Origin of the sequence: Microbacterium sp. OR21, from assembly GCF_047306785.1 — a bacterium.
GTDB classification, from domain to species: Bacteria; Actinomycetota; Actinomycetes; order Actinomycetales; family Microbacteriaceae; genus Microbacterium; species Microbacterium esteraromaticum_E.
In genome coordinates, this window is the sequence record NZ_JAZEXJ010000001.1 from 369340 (window position 1) to 388703 (window position 19364).

At 70.1% G+C, this 19364-nt stretch carries 17 protein-coding genes; 8 read left to right on the top strand and 9 right to left on the bottom strand.

The window, feature by feature from the left end; all coding sequences use genetic code 11:
* Nucleotides 1-9: 9 nt before the first annotated feature.
* The gene (locus V2S04_RS01745) at nucleotides 10-1395 is read right to left on the bottom strand and encodes a glucose-6-phosphate dehydrogenase (protein WP_413636807.1); all 1386 of its coding nucleotides are present in this window, start codon (nucleotides 1393-1395) and stop codon (nucleotides 10-12) included.
* A 76-nt stretch (nucleotides 1396-1471) separates the two neighbouring features.
* On the opposite strand from V2S04_RS01745, the gene V2S04_RS01750 reads away from it, so the two are divergent.
* Nucleotides 1472-3268, top strand: coding sequence for a glycoside hydrolase family 15 protein (locus V2S04_RS01750; protein ID WP_413636808.1), 1797 nt, complete (start codon nucleotides 1472-1474; stop codon nucleotides 3266-3268).
* 52 nt (nucleotides 3269-3320) lie between these two features.
* On the opposite strand, the gene V2S04_RS01755 is transcribed toward V2S04_RS01750, so the two are convergent.
* The 3 genes from V2S04_RS01755 to V2S04_RS01765 all read right to left on the bottom strand — a co-directional run bounded on the left by V2S04_RS01755 (nucleotide 3321) and on the right by V2S04_RS01765 (nucleotide 8189).
* Nucleotides 3321-3908 (bottom strand): nitroreductase family protein, encoded by a 588-nt coding sequence (locus V2S04_RS01755; protein WP_413636809.1) that lies wholly within the window; start codon nucleotides 3906-3908, stop codon nucleotides 3321-3323.
* Nucleotides 3909-4089: 181 nt separating this feature from the next.
* Nucleotides 4090-7035, bottom strand: a complete 2946-nt coding sequence (locus V2S04_RS01760; RefSeq protein ID WP_413636810.1) for a GH32 C-terminal domain-containing protein — start codon at nucleotides 7033-7035, stop codon at nucleotides 4090-4092.
* Between the two features lie 110 nt (nucleotides 7036-7145).
* Entirely contained in the window at nucleotides 7146-8189 is a 1044-nt protein-coding gene (locus tag V2S04_RS01765; RefSeq protein WP_413636811.1) for a LacI family DNA-binding transcriptional regulator, read from the bottom strand.
* 119 nt (nucleotides 8190-8308) lie between these two features.
* Between V2S04_RS01765 and V2S04_RS01770 the strand changes: the two genes are divergently transcribed.
* The 5 genes from V2S04_RS01770 to V2S04_RS01790 all read left to right on the top strand — a co-directional run bounded on the left by V2S04_RS01770 (nucleotide 8309) and on the right by V2S04_RS01790 (nucleotide 12561).
* On the top strand, nucleotides 8309-9424 hold the full coding sequence (locus V2S04_RS01770; protein WP_413636812.1) for a substrate-binding domain-containing protein: 1116 nt from the start codon (nucleotides 8309-8311) through the stop codon (nucleotides 9422-9424).
* 74 nt (nucleotides 9425-9498) lie between these two features.
* The gene (locus V2S04_RS01775; RefSeq protein ID WP_413636813.1) at nucleotides 9499-10530 is read left to right on the top strand and encodes an ABC transporter permease; all 1032 of its coding nucleotides are present in this window, start codon (nucleotides 9499-9501) and stop codon (nucleotides 10528-10530) included.
* A complete protein-coding gene (locus V2S04_RS01780) occupies nucleotides 10527-11327 on the top strand; it encodes an ATP-binding cassette domain-containing protein (RefSeq protein ID WP_340085768.1) in 801 nt (266 codons plus the stop codon). The genes V2S04_RS01775 and V2S04_RS01780 overlap by 4 nt, the downstream gene beginning before the upstream one ends.
* Nucleotides 11324-11629 (top strand): putative quinol monooxygenase, encoded by a 306-nt coding sequence (locus V2S04_RS01785; protein WP_340085770.1) that lies wholly within the window; start codon nucleotides 11324-11326, stop codon nucleotides 11627-11629. Before V2S04_RS01780 ends, V2S04_RS01785 begins: the two co-directional genes overlap by 4 nt.
* Nucleotides 11626-12561, top strand: a complete 936-nt coding sequence (locus V2S04_RS01790) for a carbohydrate kinase family protein (RefSeq protein ID WP_413636814.1) — start codon at nucleotides 11626-11628, stop codon at nucleotides 12559-12561. The genes V2S04_RS01785 and V2S04_RS01790 overlap by 4 nt, the downstream gene beginning before the upstream one ends.
* A gap of 24 nt (nucleotides 12562-12585) precedes the next feature.
* Here the strand turns inward: V2S04_RS01790 and V2S04_RS01795 are convergent, their stop codons facing one another.
* The 5 genes from V2S04_RS01795 to V2S04_RS01815 form a co-directional block, all read right to left on the bottom strand.
* A complete protein-coding gene (locus V2S04_RS01795) occupies nucleotides 12586-13653 on the bottom strand; it encodes an ABC transporter permease (protein ID WP_413636815.1) in 1068 nt (355 codons plus the stop codon).
* The gene (locus V2S04_RS01800; protein WP_413636816.1) at nucleotides 13650-14540 is read right to left on the bottom strand and encodes an ABC transporter ATP-binding protein; all 891 of its coding nucleotides are present in this window, start codon (nucleotides 14538-14540) and stop codon (nucleotides 13650-13652) included. Before V2S04_RS01800 ends, V2S04_RS01795 begins: the two co-directional genes overlap by 4 nt.
* Before the next feature lie 94 nt (nucleotides 14541-14634).
* Nucleotides 14635-15306, bottom strand: a complete 672-nt coding sequence (locus tag V2S04_RS01805) for a response regulator transcription factor (protein ID WP_340085775.1) — start codon at nucleotides 15304-15306, stop codon at nucleotides 14635-14637.
* Nucleotides 15303-16577 (bottom strand): sensor histidine kinase, encoded by a 1275-nt coding sequence (locus V2S04_RS01810; protein WP_413636817.1) that lies wholly within the window; start codon nucleotides 16575-16577, stop codon nucleotides 15303-15305. Before V2S04_RS01810 ends, V2S04_RS01805 begins: the two co-directional genes overlap by 4 nt.
* A gap of 70 nt (nucleotides 16578-16647) precedes the next feature.
* On the bottom strand, nucleotides 16648-17430 hold the full coding sequence (locus V2S04_RS01815) for an HAD-IIA family hydrolase (RefSeq protein ID WP_413636818.1): 783 nt from the start codon (nucleotides 17428-17430) through the stop codon (nucleotides 16648-16650).
* Between the two features lie 86 nt (nucleotides 17431-17516).
* On the opposite strand from V2S04_RS01815, the gene V2S04_RS01820 reads away from it, so the two are divergent.
* Together V2S04_RS01820 and V2S04_RS01825 are read left to right on the top strand one after the other, a co-directional pair.
* Nucleotides 17517-18728 carry an MFS transporter gene (locus V2S04_RS01820; RefSeq protein ID WP_413636819.1) on the top strand — a complete coding sequence of 404 codons (1212 nt, stop codon included), beginning with the start codon at nucleotides 17517-17519 and terminating at the stop codon, nucleotides 18726-18728.
* Between the two features lie 7 nt (nucleotides 18729-18735).
* Entirely contained in the window at nucleotides 18736-19359 is a 624-nt protein-coding gene (locus V2S04_RS01825; protein ID WP_413636820.1) for a dihydrofolate reductase family protein, read from the top strand.
* The last annotated feature ends 5 nt before the right edge of the window (nucleotides 19360-19364 follow it).

The window sequence follows — 19364 nt, forward strand, 5'->3', positions numbered from 1 at the left end:
TGGCGGGGGTCAGGCGCTGTGCGACGTCTGCCACGACGCCGGGCCGGTGGATCCGGCGGGGTACTCGTCGAGCGGCGTCGCCCCGCGCGCCCACGCGTCGCGCACCGGCTGGATGATGCGCCAGCACTGCTCGGCCTCGTCGGCGCGCACCGACAGCGCCACGTCGCCGTCGAGCAGCTCGTCGAGAACCTCCTCGTACGAGCGCTGCAGGCCGACACCGAGCTCCGCGACGAGATCCTCGTCGCGCAGCGCGAACGGATCGTCGCCGCCGGTCACGTGCAGGCGCAGGTGCATCTCGTCCGGGCCGAGCGAGAAGGTGAGCCGGCCACCGTCCTCGGGCGTGCCGTCGAGCCCCGGCGGCACGTGCCGCACCGGCTTGAACGTCACCACGATCTCGGAGTGCTTGCGGTCGAGCCCCTTGCCCGAGCGCAGCGTGAACGGCACCCCCGCCCAGCGGTCGCTCGCCACCTCGAAGACCACCTCGGCCAGGGTCTCGGTCTGCCGCGACGCGTCGACGCCGTCCTCGTCGCGGTAGGAGGGCAGCTCGCGCGTGCTCCCGTCGGCAAGGTGCTGGGTGCCGGCGGTGTACTGCGCGCGCCGCGACCAGCGAGCGGGGTCGTCGTCCATCACATGCGTGGCGCGCAGCACCGCGGCCTTGGCATCGCGCAGGTCGCGCTCGTGCAGGGTCGCCGGCGGGTCCATCGCCAGCAGCGCCAGCACCTGCAGCAGGTGGCTCTGGATCATGTCGATCAGCGCACCGGCCCTGTCGTAGTAGCGCGCCCGGCCCTCCAGCGCGACGGACTCGTCGAAGCGGATCAGCACCTCCTGGATGTGCTCGGCCGACCACACCGGCTCCCAGATGCGGTTCGCGAGGCGCACGCCGAGCAGATTCAGCAGGGTCGACCGGCCGAGGAAGTGGTCGACGCGGAAGATCTGCTGCTCGGGCACCAGCGCCAGCAGCTTGTCGTTCAGTGCCCGGGCGCTCTGCTCGTCCTCGCCGAAGGGCTTCTCCATCGCGAGCACCGTGCCCTCGGGCAGTGTCAGCCCGGCCATCGCGTCGATCGCCGCGGCGGTGACCGCGGGCGGCAGGGCGAAGTAGAGCACGGTCTCGGGCTCCAGAGTCTCGACCAGGGACGCCACGGCCGAGGCATCCGTCACATCGGCCTGCACGTAGTCGGCGACTTCGACCCGGTGCATCGCATCCGGCGCATCGGCGAACGACTTCTCGACCGTCGCGCGCCAGGTCTCGGCATCCCAGTCCTCGGTGCCGGATCCGCGCAGCACGACCCGGCGCTGCTGCTCTTTGCCGAGCAGCGAGGCGAGCGAGGGCAGCAGCAGGCGGGAGGTGAGGTCGCCTGTGGCGCCGAGGATGAAGAGTGTTCTGGTCGTCGACATGGCACCGAGGGTAGTCGCCGGCGAGACCAGCGCAAGGGGGGTGGAGCCGACCGCGCGACAGTGCGAGACTGCGGGGGTGGTGACGCCGATCGAGGACTATGCCCTGCTCAGCAACTGCCGCACCGCGGCGCTCGTGTCGAGGGAGGGCAGCATCGACTGGCTGTGTCTGCCCCGCCTCGACTCGGCCAGCACCTTCGCCGCGCTGCTGGGCGACGAGTCGCACGGGCGGTGGATGCTGCGACCCGACGATCCGGATGCCACGGCGACACGGCAGTACGACCGCGACACCTTCGTGCTGATCACCCGCTGGCAGAGCGGCGACGCGGTCGCCGAGGTGCACGACTTCATGCCGGTGGACCCGGATCCCGGCGTGGACATCCGGCGCACTGACGTCGTGCGGCGCATCGTCGGCGTGGCCGGCGAGATGACGTTCACGCAGAGCCTGCGCATCCGCTTCGACTACTCCCGGGCGATGCCCTGGGTGCGTCAGACCGGCACCGACGACCGGCCGCAGCTGGTCGCGATGGCCGGACCCGACGCGCTCGCCGTGCGCGGCGCCAGGCTGAAGGCCGTCGATCACGAGCACCGCGGCGAGGTGCGGGTCTCCGCAGGGGAGGTGCGCGACCTGCAGCTGGCGTGGTTCCCGTCGCACCGCCCGGCACCCGACCCGCTAGACGTGGACCACGCGCTCGAGGTGACGAAGACGTGGTGGCAGAGCTGGGCCGACACGATCGAGCACGCCGGCCCGCACCATGAGGACGTGGTGCGCTCGCTGCTGATCCTGCGCGCGCTCACCAATCACGAGACCGGGGGCATCGCCGCCGCGGCGACCATGGCGCTGCCCGAGCAGATCGGCGGAGAGCGCAACTGGGACTACCGCTACGTGTGGCTGCGCGACGCCGCGCTCACGCTCGAGGCGCTGCTGGATCACGGCTTCCTCGGACTCGCCGACAGCTGGCGCGAGTGGCTGCTGCGCGCGGTCGCCGGAGACCCGGCCGACCTGCAGATCATGTACGGGCTGGCGGGCGAGCGCGATCTCACCGAGAGCGTGCTCGCCGCGCTGCCGGGGTACGCCGACTCCGGTCCGGTGCGGGTCGGCAACGGCGCGTGGGTGCAGTACCAGGCGGATGTCGTGGGCGAGGTGCTCGTCACTCTCTCGGCCGCCCGCAAGGCGGGGCTCGCCGACAGCGAGTTCTCGTGGCCGCTCGAGCGCAGCCTGCTGCGCTTCGCCGCCGATCAGATCGATCACCCGGATCAGGGCCTGTGGGAGATCCGTGGGCCGGCGCGCATGTTCACGCACTCCCGAGTGATGATGTGGGCCGCGTTCGACCGCGGCGTGCGCGCGGTGGAGAACTACGGGCTGCCCGGAGCGGTCAAGACCTGGCGGGAGCTGCGCGACCGGATGCGCGACGAGATCGACTCCCGTGGGGTGCGCGACGGCCACTTCACCCAGCACTACGACACCGACGAGGTCGACGCGTCGCTGCTGCTGCTGCCGCAGGTCGGCTACTGCCGACCCGACGACGAGCGGATGCTGGCGACCGTCGAGCGCATCGAGAAGATGCTCATGCACGACGGGCTGCTGCACCGGTACCGCACCGCGAGCGGCGTGGACGGGTTGGCGGGGGCGGAGAGCCCGTTCCTCGCGTGCTCGTTCTGGCTCGTCGAGCAGTACGCCACCACCGGCCGGCGCGACGAGGCCGCCGAGCTGATGGACCGGCTGTGCGGGCTGACCAACGACGTCGGGATGCTCGCCGAGGAGTACGACCCGATCGCCGGGCGGCAGCTGGGCAACACCCCGCAGGCGTTCTCGCATCTCGCGCTGGTGCGCGCGGCCGACGCGCTGACCGACACCGAGAGCAAGCCCCGCTGACGACGCGAGCGCCGCCCCCGAGGGGACGGCGCTCGCGTCGAAGATGATCCGATCAGGCGCTGGCGATGATCGTCTCGTCGATCGGACGACGCACGCGCGGGGCCGTCTCGCCCTTCTGGATGCCCTCGGGCAGGGCATCCGCGCTGCCGAGGTCGCCGATGGCGATCACGGTGGTCGGGGCGAAGCGCGCGTCGAGTCCGGCGAGCTCGCGCACCTTCTCGGGGTCGAAGCCGCTCATCTGGTGCACGTGCAGGCCGTCGGCGTGCGCCTGCACCGAGAGGTGCGCGACAGCCTGACCCAGGTCGTAGATCGCGTGCGTGATGGGCGTGCCGTCCTCGGCCGCCGTCTCGGCGATCGCGACGACGAGCACCGCGGCGTGCGCGGCCCAGGCCTGGTTGAACTCGACCAGCGTCGACACGACGCCGCGGTGCAGCTCGGTGCCGCGGCGGGCGACGATGAAGCGCCACGGCTGCGAGTTGTAGGCCGACGGCGACCACCGGGCGGCCTCGAGTGCCGACGACAGCTTGGCCTCGTCGATCGTCGCCTCACTGTCGTACGCACGGGGGCTCCAGCGGTCGGCGAGGACGTCGAGGACGGGGTGCTCGGTCTGGGCGGTGCGGTCGAGGACAGGGGTGCTCATCAGATGAGGCCTTTCGTTGTGCGGCTGATTACGGGCGGACCTCATCGTCCTGAGTGCACCAACGAACCTATGCGCACGCATATTCCCGATGACTTCGGAGGGTGCTCCTTCGTGACGCAGAATGACGGATGCCGTGGACTCAGCGCCCACGGCATCCGCCCTCTGCGACGTCAGCTGTCGTTCACTTCACAGTGATCGTCGTGCTGGTCGTCGCTGTCACGCCCTGCGAGTTCTCCAGCTCACCGGTGAACCGGTGAGTTCCCGCAGCCAGGCCGGTGAGCGGCACGCTGGCCGACTGCTTGCCGTTGGTGTACTCGAGCGGAACGGTCGCGATCAGAGCTCCGTCCTGGTACAGACGGAACACCGTGGCGCTCTCATCCTTCTTCTTGAGATCCATCGTCACCGTCACGCTGTCGGCGCGATGCTTCTTCGTCGACAGCTTGGCCACGCCGGGTGCCGCGGTGGCGTCATCCGGTGTCGTCGTCTTCCACATCGTCGGGACGATCGGAGTGACGGTGATGCTTCGGATGCTGGCGGCCCCGCCGTCGGACCAGGCCGAGATCGCCGCGGCTCCGTCGTTCGGGAACACCTGATCGGTGAGTGTGACGCGTCCGTCGGCGGCGAAGACCTCGACCGACGCCCTGTCGAGGTAGACCTCCAGGTGCACGGTGCCGTCGGCCTCGAGCGATGCGGCAGGCAGCGGTGCGTCGTCGACCGACGCGAACGCCGAGCTGAAGTCGACCGATCCCGACTCGGTGCGGTCGATGAAGAGGCGCTCCTCATCGCTGTCGTATCCGATGCGGGTGCCGCTGGTGTCATCGCCGAACACCGTGATGCCGGCCGTGCTCGACGCGCCGGGGTCGAGCACGACGTCGATCTTCGCGACCTCGCCCGACAGGTCGAGCCCCGTCTCGCCGTCGACGGCGACATCGGTGCGGGTCTGAGCCCGGCTGAGGTCGAGCTGCCCGTTCAGCTGCGGCACGACGTTCTGCGTCAGGCGCGGGCCCTCTGAGGTGCTGATGAGCCGCACCTCGCGGGGAAGCGCCATCGAGCTGCGCCAGGTCGAGGTCGGGATGCTGCCCGCGTAGTCCCAGTTGTTCATCCACGCCTGCATGATCCGGGAGCCGGCGTCGGGCGTGCCGGAGTACGACACGCCTGCGTAGTAGTCGCGGCCCCAGTCCAGCCAGTCGTATCCGTCGGCTGCGGCGGGAACGCCGGCAGGCGAGAAGGTGATCTGGTCGAGCAGGAGGTGGCCCCAGCCGCCGGAGTTGTTGTCGATGGCGACGATCTGCGCCTGCGCGCCCTGGAGGTCGGCGACGTTCCACGACGTCCACTCGAGGCTCTCGCTGTTCGCGCCGGTGGCCGAGCGTACGACGCGGCCGTCGACGACGAGGTTCACCGAGGTCTCGTCAGAGCGCACCTGGGCCGGCGCGTCTCCGATCACGGCGTGGTCGAAGGTCAGGTGTCCCCAGCCGCCCTCGGCGTCGTCGTGGATGCGGATCTGCGCGTGCGACCCCTTCAGGTCGGACACGTCCCACGAGGCCCAGTTGAGGATGCCGGACTCGGGTCCGCTCTGCGAACGCACGACCTTGCCGTCGACCAGCAGCTGCGCCTCGAGCGACCCGTCGTTGCGGTTGCCCCCACCGATCAGGAACGACACGTGGTCGCCATCGATCGTGAACTCGGGCGAGGTCAGGTCGCCTCGGTTGGAGTCGCCGTTCGGACCGGCCTCGAAGGTGTTGATCCGCTTGGCGCCGAGGTACCCCTCGCCACCCTGCGTCGACGGGCTGCGGTTCGGATCTGTGGCAAAGTCTCCCGTCAGGGTCCAGCCGGAGTCGGCGAGGTTCTGCCCGTCGGGAAGCTCGAAGTCGAACAGCGTGGTCGAGCCCGCGGGCGCCTCGTTGCCCAGCTGGGCGCCGTCGACGTGCGGGTGGTTTCCGCCGCCGACCAGCAGGTTGATGTAGTCATCGTCGATCGTGAAGCTGGGCGAGGTCAGGGTCCCCTTGGGCGCGTCGAAGCCGAGGAATCCGTTCACGAGGCCGTCGCCGATCCACCCGCTCACGGTCTGCTGGCCGGGGAGCGTGCCAGTCGCGGGCGCATCGCCCCATGGCCCGCCGCTGGGGTGCGATGGGTCGTTCTGCACAGACCATCCGTCGTAGTCTTCGCCGTCGAATCCGGCGAAGACGGTGCCGTCAGGCGCGGGGATCGGCGGGTCGGTCGTCTCGCTCGTGAACGTGGTGCCGTCGAAGTCGCCGACGAAGTACTGCCCGGCGCTGCCGCCGTTGGGCCCGCCAGGGTTCAGGTTGACCACCATCACCCACTTCGTCTTGGCGGGATCGCCGTCGACGGGCAGGGGGAACAGGTCGGGGCACTCCCAGATGCCTGTGGTGGCGTTGGCCGGGCCGAAGTCAGACAGATGCTCCCAGCTCTTCAGGTCGGTGCTCTTGTAGATCACGACCTTGTGCTCGAGCGCCTCGACCGCGACCATCACCCAGTACGAGCCGGCGGGGCCGTCGTACCGGAAGACCTTGGGGTCGCGGAAGTTGGCCGAACCGCGGTTGAGCACCGGGTTGCCGTCGTACTTGGTCCAGGTCTGCCCGCTGTCGAGGCTGTACGCGAGCGACTGCGCCTGGATGCCGGCGTACTGCGGATGCTGCTGCGTGTAGGCCGAGGTGTAGATCGCCACCATGGGGCTCGACCCCTCGGGGCCGAAGCCAGCGGAGTTGTCGTGGTCGACGACGATCGAGCCGGAGAAGATGTCCTCGATCGGCTGCCCCGATTCGTTGAACGTCTGGGGGATGGCGAGCGGCTGCTGCGTCCAGTGCAGAAGGTCGGGGGAGGTGGCGTGTCCCCAGCTCATGTTGCCCCAGGTGGTGCCCTCGGGGTTGTGCTGGAAGAACAGGTGGTAGACGCCGTCTGCGTAGACCATGCCGTTGGGGTCGTTCATCCAGTTCTCTTCCGGTGAGAAGTGGATCAGAGGGCGGTACTGCTCGTCTCCGGTCGCGGGGTCGGCCGCGGTTGCGGGCAGTGCCGCGCAGCCGATGACGAGCGCCGTGCCGAGGGCGATGCCAAGCGGCGTGTGGGTCTTCTTCCGCATCTCGCGAGGACGGTTCAATGGGGGGATCATTCGCGCTCCTTCGTGCGTCAGGGTGACGACTGACATCGATGTCAATCGATCGAAGCGCCAAGTTACGCATTGTCCACCAGACAATGCAAGACCCAATACCGCCAGGCGACTCAGATCGCCGGCGCGATCTCCCCTGAGCCGCGCGGAATGAGCCTGGTCGGCACCACGATGCGCGAGGCGGGTGCGTCGGACCCGGCGAGAAGCGCGAAAAGGCGTTCAGCGGCGAGGCGTCCGATCTCGTGCGGATCCTGCGCCACGACCGTCACCCCGGGCTCGAGCAGATCCGCGAGCGGCAGATCGTCGAACCCGACGAGAGCCACGGAACGGGAGCGGTTCGCATCGCGCAGAGCGTGCAGCGCGCCGATCGTGACGAGGTTCTGCGCGCTGAAGATGGCAGTGGGCGGTTCATCGGCGCTCAGCAGCCGCGCGGTGGCTGCTCGGGCCGCGTCGACGTCGTGCAGATCAGAGATCATCAGCGCGTCGTCACGCGGGATGCCCGCGGCCGACAGCGCGTCGAGATACCCGTCGCGACGGTCTGTGGCAGTAATGAGGTCGAGGCGGTCGGTGAGCAGCGCGATGCGGCGGTGACCGCCTGCGATGAGGTGCGCGACGCCCGCCTGGGATCCTGCGCGGTTGTCGCTCGCCACCGTGTCGACGCCGTCAGCCTGCGGCTCGCGGTCGACGAAGACCGCGGGGATGCCCCGTTGCCGCAGCTGGGGCAGGTAGTCCGGGCGGTGGGACGCCGTGGTGAGGATCAGCCCGTCGACGCGGCGCTGCAGGAAGGCGCGAATGGCGCTGCTCTCACGCGCGGGGTCATCGTCGAGGCTGGAGGCGAACACGGCCACGCCCTGCTCGGCGGCGAGATCTTCGATGACGCGGTGGATCGCTCCCGCGAACGGGTTGTCCACGCTGCCGACGAGCAGTCCGAGGGTGCGCGTGCGCCCGTCGGCGCGGCGGAGGCTGCCTGCCTGCAGGTCGGGCTGATAGTCGAGAGCGCTGATCGCATCCCAGACCCTGGCCGCTGTCGCCGCCGACACGTTGGGTTCTTCGTTTATGACGCGTGAGACCGTTTTGATTCCCACGCCGGCGAGCGCCGCCACCTGCTTCATGGTGGCTCTGGGCCGCGCTTCGCGGCCGGATCTGGGGGCTGACATCGGTGTCACGGTGGGGTCTCGATTCTTGATCTCGCGCTTGACTCTACTGGACGACGGTAGTAGAACTACCTCTGACATCGTTGTCAACCAGGCGACGAGACGCCCGAGAGGATCATTCAATGACGAAGCCATTCACCCGTCGCCACCGCGTGGTCACAGCCGCGATCGGCGCATCAGCAGCGCTCGCGATCTCCCTCACCGGATGCTCCGGAACGTCGACCGGCAGCGGCGGCGAAGGCAGCGGCGACGACGAGATCGGCGTCTCGCTGATCGTCAAGACCAACTCGAACCCGTTCTTCATCGCGATGCAGGAGGGGGCCAAGGCCGCAGCCGAGCAGGAAGGTGTCGCGCTGACGCTCGCGGCAGGCAAGGAGGACGGCGACGAGGACACCCAGATCCAGGCGATCGAGGCGGCGATCTCGAAGGGTGACAAGGGCATCCTGATCACCCCGAACGGCCCCGCGGTACTCGACGCGATCGACAAGGCGCGCCAGGCGGGCATCTTCGTGATCGCCCTCGACACCGTTCCCGACCCCGCGGACGCGGTCGACATCACCTTCGCCACCGACAACTTCCTCGCGGGCCAGTACATCGGCGAATGGACCGCAGGCGCGCTCGACGGCGAGGACGCCGTGATCGGCCTGATCGATCTCTTCGACGACAAGGCCGTCAGTGTCGACTACAACCGCGACCAGGGCTTCCTCGACGGTCTCGGCATCGACCTGGGCGACGACCAGGTCAACGGCGACGAAGAGGCGGAGGGGGAGTACTCCGGCGGCAAGGGCGGCTCCTACGAGATCGTCGGAAACGAGGCGTCGCAGGGCGCCGAAGATGGCGGCCGAACCGCGATGGAGAACCTGCTCGCCAAGAATCCCGACATCAACGTCGTCTACACGATCAACGAGCCCGCCGCCTACGGCGCCTACCAGGCGCTTGAAGCCGCAGGGAAGACCGGCGACGACGTGCTGATCGTCTCGATCGACGGCGGCTGCGCCGGCGTCGGTCAGGTGAAGGACGGGATCATCGACGCCACCAGCCAGCAGTACCCGGTGAAGATGGCGGAGGAGGGCGTCAAGGCGGTCGTCGACCTCGTCAAGGACGGCACCAAGCCCGAGAACACCGACGGTCTGGACTTCTTCAACACCGGCGTGGAACTGGTCACGGACACCCCCGTCGACGGCGTGAAGTCGATCGACACCGCCGCAGCCCTCGACATCTGCTGGGGCGGCGAGTAACACCCACTCGGATGCCGCGGCCGTGGGTCGATCCGGCCGCGGCATCCGTCCATCTCCCGATCGGAAGTGACACTGTGACTCAGACCCAAGCAACTTCGAACCTGGATCTCGCCGCGGAGTTCCTCGACAGGCGGACGCCGGTCGACCGCATCCGCGGCCTGCTCCACCGCTATCCAGCCATCAGCCCCGCCGTGGTCCTGGTGATCGCCGTCATCGTCTTCGGCGCCATCAATCCGCGCTTCTTCGCCGCAGCGAACCTCTCGCTCGTGCTCGACCAGGTCGCTGTCGTCGGAACGGTCGCGATCGCACAGACCCTCATCATCCTCACCGCAGGCATCGACCTGTCGGTGGGTGCGCTCATGATCGGCACCTCGATGGTGATGGCGCAGACCGCGGCCGACAACGGCCTGCCCGCTCCGATCGCACTTCTCGCCGGCTTGATCGCCGCGCTCGCGGCCGGTGCGCTCAACGGTCTGCTCGTGACGAAGGTGAAGCTCCCTCCGTTCATCGCCACGCTCGGCACCTTCAACGTCTTCGTGGCGCTGACGCTGCTGTACAGCGGCGGACAGACCACCCGCAAGTCCGACATGCCGGAGCTGATGACGTGGACCGCCACCGCGATCCCGCTCGGGGGGGTGCGCCTCACCGTCGGCGTGATCATCATGCTCGCGCTCTACGCGGCCGTCGCGTACATCCTGGGCCGCACCGCCTGGGGTCGCCACGTCTACGCCGTCGGCGACGACGCCGAGGCTGCGCGCCTCGCGGGCATCTCGACCAAGCGGGTGCTGATGAGCGTCTACGTGGCAGCGGGCGCCGTGCTGGCGATCGCCGCCTGGATCCAGATCGGTCGGTCGGGAGCGGCGAGCCCGAACGCGGGCGCCGACCTCAACCTCGACTCGATCACGGCCGTGGTCATCGGTGGCACGTCGCTGTTCGGGGGTCGCGGCATCATCTGGGGCACGCTGCTCGGCGCCATCATCGTCGGCGTCTTCCGCAACGGGCTGTTCCTCGCCGGCGTCGACGGTCTGTACCAGACCCTCGCGATCGGCATCCTCGTCATCGTCGCGGTCGCCATCGACCAGTGGATCAGGAAGGTACGCAAATGAGCATCACCGAGACCCAGCCCCACGAGGCCCCGACCCGCGAGGGCGTGCCGGTGCTCGAGGCCAAGCGCCTCGTGAAGACCTTCGGTCGTGTCGTCGGCCTCGACGGCGTCAGCCTGAAGGTGCACGCCGGCGAGGTGCTCGCCATCATCGGCGACAACGGCGCCGGCAAGTCGACGCTCATCAAGTGCCTCACCGGCGCCTACATCCCCGACGAGGGACAGCTGCTGCTCGACGGCCAGGAGGTGCACTTCCGCGGCCCGCAGGACGCGCGCAGCGCCGGCATCGAGACGGTGTACCAGAACCTCGCGGTCTCACCGGCACTCGACGTGGCCTCGAACCTGTACCTGGGTCGCGAGCGCCGCAAGCCGGGCATCATGGGGTCGCTGTTCCGCGCTCTCGACACCAAGGGGATGCGATCGGATGCTCGGGCTGAGGTGCAGCGTCTGGGAATCTCGACGCTGCAGGACGTCACGGTGCCGGTCGAGAACCTCTCGGGCGGTCAGCGCCAGGCCGTCGCGGTGGCGCGAGCCGCGGCTTTCGGGTCGAAGGTCGTCATCCTCGACGAGCCGACCGCCGCGCTCGGCGTGCGCGAGTCGAACCAGGTGCTCGAGCTCATCGAGCGACTGCGCGACGAGGGCGTGCCGGTCATCGTGATCTCGCACAACATGCCGCACGTGTTCCAGGTCGCCGACCGCATCCACATCCAGCGACTCGGCAAGAAGGCGGCGACCATCACACCCGAGTCGCATTCCATGACCGACGCCGTCGCCATCATGACCGGAGCCGCGACGTCGTGAGCGATGAGATCGTGCTGTACGCGGAGTTCACGGCGCGTGCGGGCCAGGCCGAGACCGTCGGACGGCTGATCAGCGAGTACGCCGAGGTCGTTCGGCGGGAGCCGGGCAACCAGGTCTTCGACGTCTACCGACGCGAGGACGACGGCGACCGGTTCTTCGTCTTCGAGGTCTACCGCGACCAGGATGCCTTCGATGCGCATCGCGGCGGTGCAGCCGGACGTGACTTCAACGCACAGCTGGAGCCGCTGATCGTCGAGCCGCAGAGCGTGCTGAGCATGCTCTCGGCGGTCAGCCGCACATGAGCGACCGCGTGCTGGTGATCGGCGAGGCCCTCGTCGACATCGTGCACCGCGCCGGCGGACGGATCGACGAGACACCAGGGGGCAGCCCTGCCAACGTCGCGATCGCCCTGGCGCGGCTCGGCGTCGACCCGCTGCTGCTCACCCAGCTGGGCGACGACGAGCACGGTCGCGGCGTGGCGGCCTGGCTCGCAGCCTCGCAGGTCGAGGTGCTCGCGGCGCCGGCCGTCGCCACGTCGACCGCGTCGGCGCACCTCGACGACGACGGCTCGGCGCGATACGAGTTCGACCTGTCGTGGACCCTCTACGGCGTCGATCTCGACGCGCTGGCTGTGGGGAGCCGTGGCATCGTGCACACCGGGTCGATCGCCGCGCTTCTGCGCCCCGGCGCCGAGGTGGTCAAGGCGCTCCTCGCCCGGATGCGACCTACGTCACTGATCACCTACGACCCGAACATCCGGCCCGCGCTGATCGACGACCGGGCGGCGGCGGTGCGCGACGTGGAATCGCTCGCCGCGATGGCCGACCTCGTCAAGGCCAGCGATGAGGACCTGTCCTGGCTGTACCCGGGTCTCGAGCCGCTCGAAGCGGCGCGGCGACTGCAGTCGTGCGGGCCGAGCATCGTCGTCGTCACAATGGGTGGTGACGGAGCGTTCGCGGTCACGGCGAACGACGTGGTCGCCGTCGATGGAGTCCGGGTCGACGTCGTCGACACGGTCGGTGCGGGCGACACGTTCATGGGCGCGCTGATCCACACCCTGCTGCGCGACGGCCATGCGAGTGCGGTTGCCCGTGGCGAGCTCGCCTCCATGCCCGCCGAGCGCGTGCGCGAGATGCTCGCGTTCGGGGCCGCATCCGCCGCCGTGACGGTCTCGCGCCCCGGCGCGGACCCGCCGCGTCTGGACGAGGTGCGCACCGGGGTGCCTGCGGCCTGAGCTCGCGGACACCCCGCCGTGCGCTCAGCCGCGCAGCGCCTCGGCCAGCTTCACCCGCGCGCCCATGCGCAGCAGCGAGTTCTCGTAGATCTTCGCCGCGATGAGGATCGCCGCGACGCACGACGCCACGAGGATCACCAGCGACAGGGCGCCCTCCCACCACTGCGCCTCGCCGACGAACATCCGCACCGGCATCGCGACCGGGGCCGAGAACGGCACGTACGACATGATCGTCAGCACGAGCGGGTTGTCGTTGAAGAAGATCACGAGGAAGTACGGCGCCATCACCAGCATCATCAGCGGCATGGTGGTCGATCCGATGTCCTCCTGCCGGGAGACCATCGACGCCGCCGCGGCGTACAGGGCCGCGAGCAGCACGAACCCGAACAGGAAGAACACCGCGAACCACAGGATGGGCGCGCCGATGCCGCTGAGCACGTCCTCCTGCCCGGTCACGATCAGCCCGACGATCGCGATGACGGCCAGCGCGATGATCTGGCCCATCGCCAGCACGGTGTTGCCGAGCACCTTGCCCGCCAGCAGCGCCCTGGTCGGGATCGCCGAGATGAGCAGCTCGACCACGCGGGTCTGCTTCTCCTCGACCACGCTCTGCGCGATCGTGCCGCCGAAGGTCGACGCGGCCAGCAGGAACACGAGCCCGAATCCCAGGGCCACAAGATACCGCAGCAGCGGATCGGTGCCGGCCGGCTGCAGCACCTCGACGGTCGGCGACTGCGACAGCAGCATCATCAGCTGGGACGGCGCGTTCTCCTTCGCGAGCACGACGTACCCGAACCCGGTCGGGTCGCCGGTGACGATCGCGGCCTCGACCTCGTCACCGATCACGAGCTCCTCGGCGGCGGCGCGGTCGGCGACCTCGCGCGCCTCTACCCCGGGCATCCCGTCGAGCACCGCGGCGGTCTCCGGGGTGACGGCGATGGCATCGGCGGTGGGGCTCTTGCTCGCGAATCCGCCGATCAGCACACCCGCGAGGGCGATCAGCAGCAGGATGCCCGTCGCGATGACGAACGCGCGGCTGCGCAGCTTCGCGGCGATCTCGCGCTCGGCGACGAGCCAGACGGCATTGTTCATGCGATGACCTCCTTGAAGATCTGGGCGAGGGACGGATGCTGGGGCGCGAAGCTCGACACGGCCCCGCGGTCGATGGCCTGACGCAGCACGCGCTGCGCGGTGTCGGGTGCGTCGACGTCGAACAGCGCCGAGCCGCCCTCGAAGTCGAGCACCGCGACGCCCGGCTCGCTGCGCAGCCAGCCCGCGTCGCCGCTGGAGTGCAGCTGGTACCGCAGCGTGGAGTGCGCGGAGCGCAGCTCGTCGCGGGACCCGGCGGCGCGGATCGTGCCGCCGGCGATGATGATCAGGTCATCGCACAGCCGCTCGACGACGTCGAGCTGGTGCGAGGAGAACAGGATGGCGGCTCCCGCCGCGGCGCGGCGCTGCAGCACATCCGCGACCACGTCGACCGCGAGCGGGTCGAGGCCGGAGAACGGCTCGTCGAGGATCAGCACCTGCGGGTCGTGCACGAGCGCCGCCGCGATCTGCGCGCGCTGCTGGTTGCCGAGCGACAGCGCCTCGATCTTCTCGTCCAGCCGTTCGCCCAGCCCGAGCTCCTCGAGCAGCGCCGTGGCGCGGGCGGTGGCATCCGCTCGGCTGAAGCCGTGCAGACGGGCGAGGTAGACGACCTGCTCGAGCACCTTCATCTTCGGGTACAGCCCGCGCTCCTCGGGCATGTACCCGAAGCGCTGCCGGTCGTCGGCCGTCGCCGGCCGCCCGTCGAGCCTCACGCTGCCCTCATCGGCGGCGAGCACGCCGAGGATGATCCGCATGGTGGTGGTCTTGCCCGCGCCGTTGCCGCCGACGAACCCGGTCAGTCGCCCGGGGGCGACGTCGAACCGGATGCCGTCGAGCACCCTGCGCGAGCCGTAGCTCTTGGTGATGCCGTCGAGTCTGAGAAAGCTCATGCCTTCACGGTAGGGATGCCGGGGGCCGTGCGGCATCCCCCCTGCGGCTGATCCGCGGCATCCCCCTCGCGGCCGAGGTGAAGGGCGGCGGCGCTCACCGGGTGAGCCCGTGGCGGTGGGCCAGCACGATCGCCTGCACCCGGTCGCGGGCGCCGAGCTTCTGCAGCACGCGCGAGACGTGCGTCTTCACGGTCGCCTCGCCGATGAACAGCTCGCTCGCGATCTCGGCGTTGCTGCGGGCGTCGGCCATCAGCGTGAGCACCTCGGTCTCGCGGTCGGTGAGCGGCTCGGCGAGCACGTCGCTCCGCGGCTGGCGCGCCTGCGCGGCCGGCGCCGTCACAGGGGACGCCGAGAACCGCGCGAGCACCCGGCGGGTCACCTCCGGAGCCAGGATGCCGTCGCCTGCGGCGAGAGCCCGCACCGCGGTGATCAGCTCTTCGGGGCCGGCGTTCTTCAGCAGGAAGCCCCCGGCCCCGGCATCCAGCGCCTGGAAGAGGTACTCGTCGCGATCGAAGGTCGTGACGATCGCGATCGATGCCGTGATGGCGGGGTCGGCGACGATGCGCCGGGTGGCCTCGATGCCGTCCATGTCTGGCATCTGCACGTCCATGGTGATGACGTCCGGGCGCAGCCGGCGGGCCAGTTCGACGCCCTCGGCGCCGGTCGCGGCCTCGCCGACGACCTCGATATCGGGCTGCGAGCCGAGGATCGCGCGGAACCCTGCACGCAGCATCGCATGGTCGTCGACCAGCAGCACCCGGATCATCGGGCGACACCGCCCGGAGCCGGCGCGGTCGTCCGGACGGGCACGGTCACCCGCACCCGGAAGCCGCCCTGCGGGCGTGGCTGCAGCTCGATCTCGCCGCCGGATGCCAGGGCGCGCTCCCGCATGCCCAGCTGACCGAGGCCGGGGCGCAGCAGGCCCACCGTGCGCCCGGTGTTCACGATCTCGAGCTCGACGGCATCCGGCATCCAGCGCAGCCGCACATCCGCCGACGCCCCCGCGCCAGCGTGACGGCGGGCGTTGGTGAGCGCCTCCTGCGCGATCCGGTACAGGTTGACGGCGACGGTCGACGACACGGGGACGGGCTCGCCGATCACGGCGTAGTCGGTCGGCAGCCCGGCATCCGTCGAGGCCTGCGCGAGCCGCTCGATGTCTGCCAGGCCGATCGACGACGGCTCATCGGAGCCCTCGTCGCCGGGGTCGCGCAGGGTCTCGAGCAGCTGACGGAAGTCGCCGATCGCCTCGCGTGACGCCTGTTCGATGCCGGCGAGCATCTGCTTCGCCTGTTCGGGGTCGCCGTCGATCACGAGCCGCGCCGCCCCCGCCTGCACCCCCATCACCGACACGTGGTGCGCGACGACGTCGTGCAGCTCGCGGGCGATGCGCACCCGGTCGAGCGCGACGGCCTGCGCGGCGGTGATCTCGCGCTCGGCCTCGAGCTCGCGGGTGCGCTGCTCGAGTGCGAAGCGCTGCGCGGCGGCGTGCCACGAGCGTTCGCCGAAGTAGTAGGCGCCGCCGAAGTAGAGCACGTTCAGCAGCAACTGGATCATCATGAACGCCACGTACGGCGAGAAGAACCCGGCGGCGACATCCGCCTCGCCCGCCTCGTCGATGGCGTCGCGGTACATCACGACGATCAGCCAGATGAACATGCCGAGGATGATCCCGGCCCGCACGAAGAACGCCCGCCGCCGGTCGTTCATCCACGCCCCGACCGTGTACAGCGCCACGAACATCGCGATGTTGACGGCGTAGAGCTCGGGCACCCGCAGCGTGACGCTGACGAACATGACGAGCGCGATGACGATCGCCACCTGCGCCGGGTGGCGACGGCGGACGATGAGCGGCGCCGAGATGCCGACCACTGCGAGCAGCGCCCACCACAGCGGCGCCTGTTCGTCGCCGTAGACGCCGGCGATCGTCGACAGCGCCGCGCTGATCACTCCGCCGACGAGCATGACGACCGCGAGCACGACGTCCTGCCGCAGGTCGCGGTCGGTCGGCGTGCGGATGAACTGGATGGTCTCGGGCATCTGTCAAACCTACGAAGGAGGAGGATGCCCGGGCATCCCCCTCACGGCGGATGGGGCAGGCGTCGCTGCGTCAGCGATCGCCGGGAAGCAGGTCGGCGACCGACTGCACGATCTCGTCGGGTCGGAACGGGTACCGCTCGATCTCGGTGCGGTCGCTGATGCCGGTCATGACCAGCACCGTGTGCAGGCCCGCCTCGATGCCGGCGACGATGTCGGTGTCCATGCGGTCGCCGATCATGCCGGTCTTCTCGGAGTGCGCCCCGATCTTGTTCAGCGCCGAGCGGAACATCATCGGGTTCGGCTTGCCGACCACGTACGGCTCACGGCCCGTGGCCTTGGTGATCAGCGCCGCGATCGCTCCGGTGGCCGGCAGCGGGCCCTCGGCACTGGGGCCGGTTGCGTCGGGGTTGGTGACGATGAAGCGCGCGCCGGCTCCGATCAGGCGGATCGCCTTGGTGATCGCCTCGAACGAGTAGTTGCGGGTCTCGCCGACCACGACGAAGTCGGGGCGGGTCTCGGTCATGATGAAGCCCGCCTCGTGCAGGGCGGTGAGCAGGCCGGCCTCGCCGATCACGAACGCCGAGCCGCCGGGAAGCTGCTGGGCGAGGAAGTCGGCCGTGGCGAGGGCCGAGGTCCAGATGCGCTCCTCGGGCACGTGCAGGCCGCTGGCGCGCAGCCGGGCGGAGAGGTCGCGCGCGGTGAAGATCGAGTTGTTGGTGAGCACGAGGTAGGGGATGCCGTCCTGCTCCCATCCGGCGAGCAGCTCGGATGCGCCGGGGATCGCGTCGTTCTCGTGCACGAGGACGCCGTCCATGTCGGTGAGCCAGCATTCGATCTCAGAGCGGTCAGCCATGGCATCAGGCTACCGGGCGGGGCGTGGCGAGATGTGCGTGCGTCGCCGATGGGCGTCGCGTGGGGGCGTGCGTGCGAGAATCGAGCGTGACCGCACCGCGACCGGTTCTCGCGCCGCTCTACCTCGCCGGCTTCACCACGGCGTTCGGCGCGCACGGCATCGCGGCCGCTCTCGGCGCCGAGACCGAGGACATCGGCTGGACGCTGCTCGCCTTCGGCCTGACCCTCGCGCTCTACGACCTCGCTGAGGTGCTGCTCAAGCCGCTGTTCGGTGCGCTCAGCGACCGCATCGGCGTTCGCCCGGTGATCGTCGGCGGACTGCTCGCGTTCACCGCCTTCTCGGTGCTCGGCGCGCTCCTGCCGGGCACGGTCGGCCTGATCATCGCCCGTTTCGGGCAGGGGGCGGCGGCATCGGCGTTCTCGCCGGCGTCCTCGGCGGCGGTCGCTCGGCTCGCCGACGGCGCGTCGCGCGGCCGGTACTTCGGCCGGTACGGATCGTGGAAGAGCCTCGGCTACGCGCTCGGCCCGCTGATCGGCGCGGTGCTCGTCGTGTGGGGTGGGCTGCCGGCGCTGTTCTGGGCGCTCGCCGTCATCGGGCTCGCCGCCGCCGGATGGGTGCTGATCGCGGTGCCGAAGGTGCCCGTGCTGCCGCGCAGGCGCGTGAGCCTCATCGACCTCGGCCGTGAGATCGCGGCGCCCGGGTTCGTCGTGCCGACCCTCGTGCTCGCCGCGACGACCGGGGCGCTCGCCGTCGCGGTCGGATTCCTGCCGCTGCTCGCGCGCGAGGCGGGCATCGGGACGGTCGGCAGCATGGCGCTGGTGACCGTGCTCGCTGTGGTGTCGGCGGTCGTGCAGCCGCTGATCGGCGCCGCACACGACCGCGGGCGCGTGTCGGTGCGGCTCGGCGCGCTCGGCGGGCTCGCGCTCATCGCCGGCGGCATCGGGGCCGCGGGTGCGGTCTCCTTCGCTCCGGATGCCGTTCTCCCGGCGCTCATCGGACTCACCGCGACTGCGCTGCTGGTCGGCGCGGGCGTCGGCGCGGCCACGCCTGTCGCGTTCGCGCACCTCGCGGCGTCGACCCCGCACGATCGGATGGGGCGCACGATGGGCTCGGCGGAAATCGGACGAGAGCTGGGCGACGCGGGCGGTCCGCTGATCGCAGGGGCGGTGGGCACGGCATCCGTCGCGGGCGCCGGACTGCTCGTCGTCGCAGCGCTCACCGTCGGAGCGGGGGCGCTCGCCGCGCTCGGGCTGCGCAGCGCAGATCGGGGTTCCGGTGGGCGTCGCGCCGGCGGATGATGACGTCATGAGCGGACGCATCATCATCGACCTGTTCACCACCCTCGACGGTGTCGCTCAGGCGCCGGGTGGACCCGAAGAGGACCCCAGCGACGACTTCCCGTTCGGCGGGTGGCAGGCGGGATATCCGAGTCGGGCTGTCGGCGAGAGCGTGACGCAGGGGATGCAGACCCTCGACGCGCTGCTGCTCGGCCGCCGCACCTACGACATCTTCGCGGGGTACTGGCCGCAGCACACCGACGGGCCCGAGGGGTGGATCGGCCGGCTCTTCGACGGGGTGCCGAAGTACGTCGCGTCCCGCGACGCCGCCCTCAGGCTCGACTGGCAGGGCTCCACCCGCGTCGGCGACGACCTGCGCGGAGAGATCGGTATGCTGCGCGAGAGGCACCGCGACGTGCACGTGATTGGCAGCGTCGACCTGGTGCAGACCCTGCTCGCCGAGCAGCTCTACGACGAGCTGCAGCTGTGGGTGTACCCGGTCGTGCTCGGCCGCGGCAAGAAGGTGTTCCCCGACGGCGCGACCCCGCACAACATGCGCCTGCTCAGCGCCCAGGCCGGCGACGGCGGAGCACTGCTGTTGCGCTACGCCCCCGAGCCGGGCGAGGTGCGCACCGGCACGATGGGCGGGTAGCGACC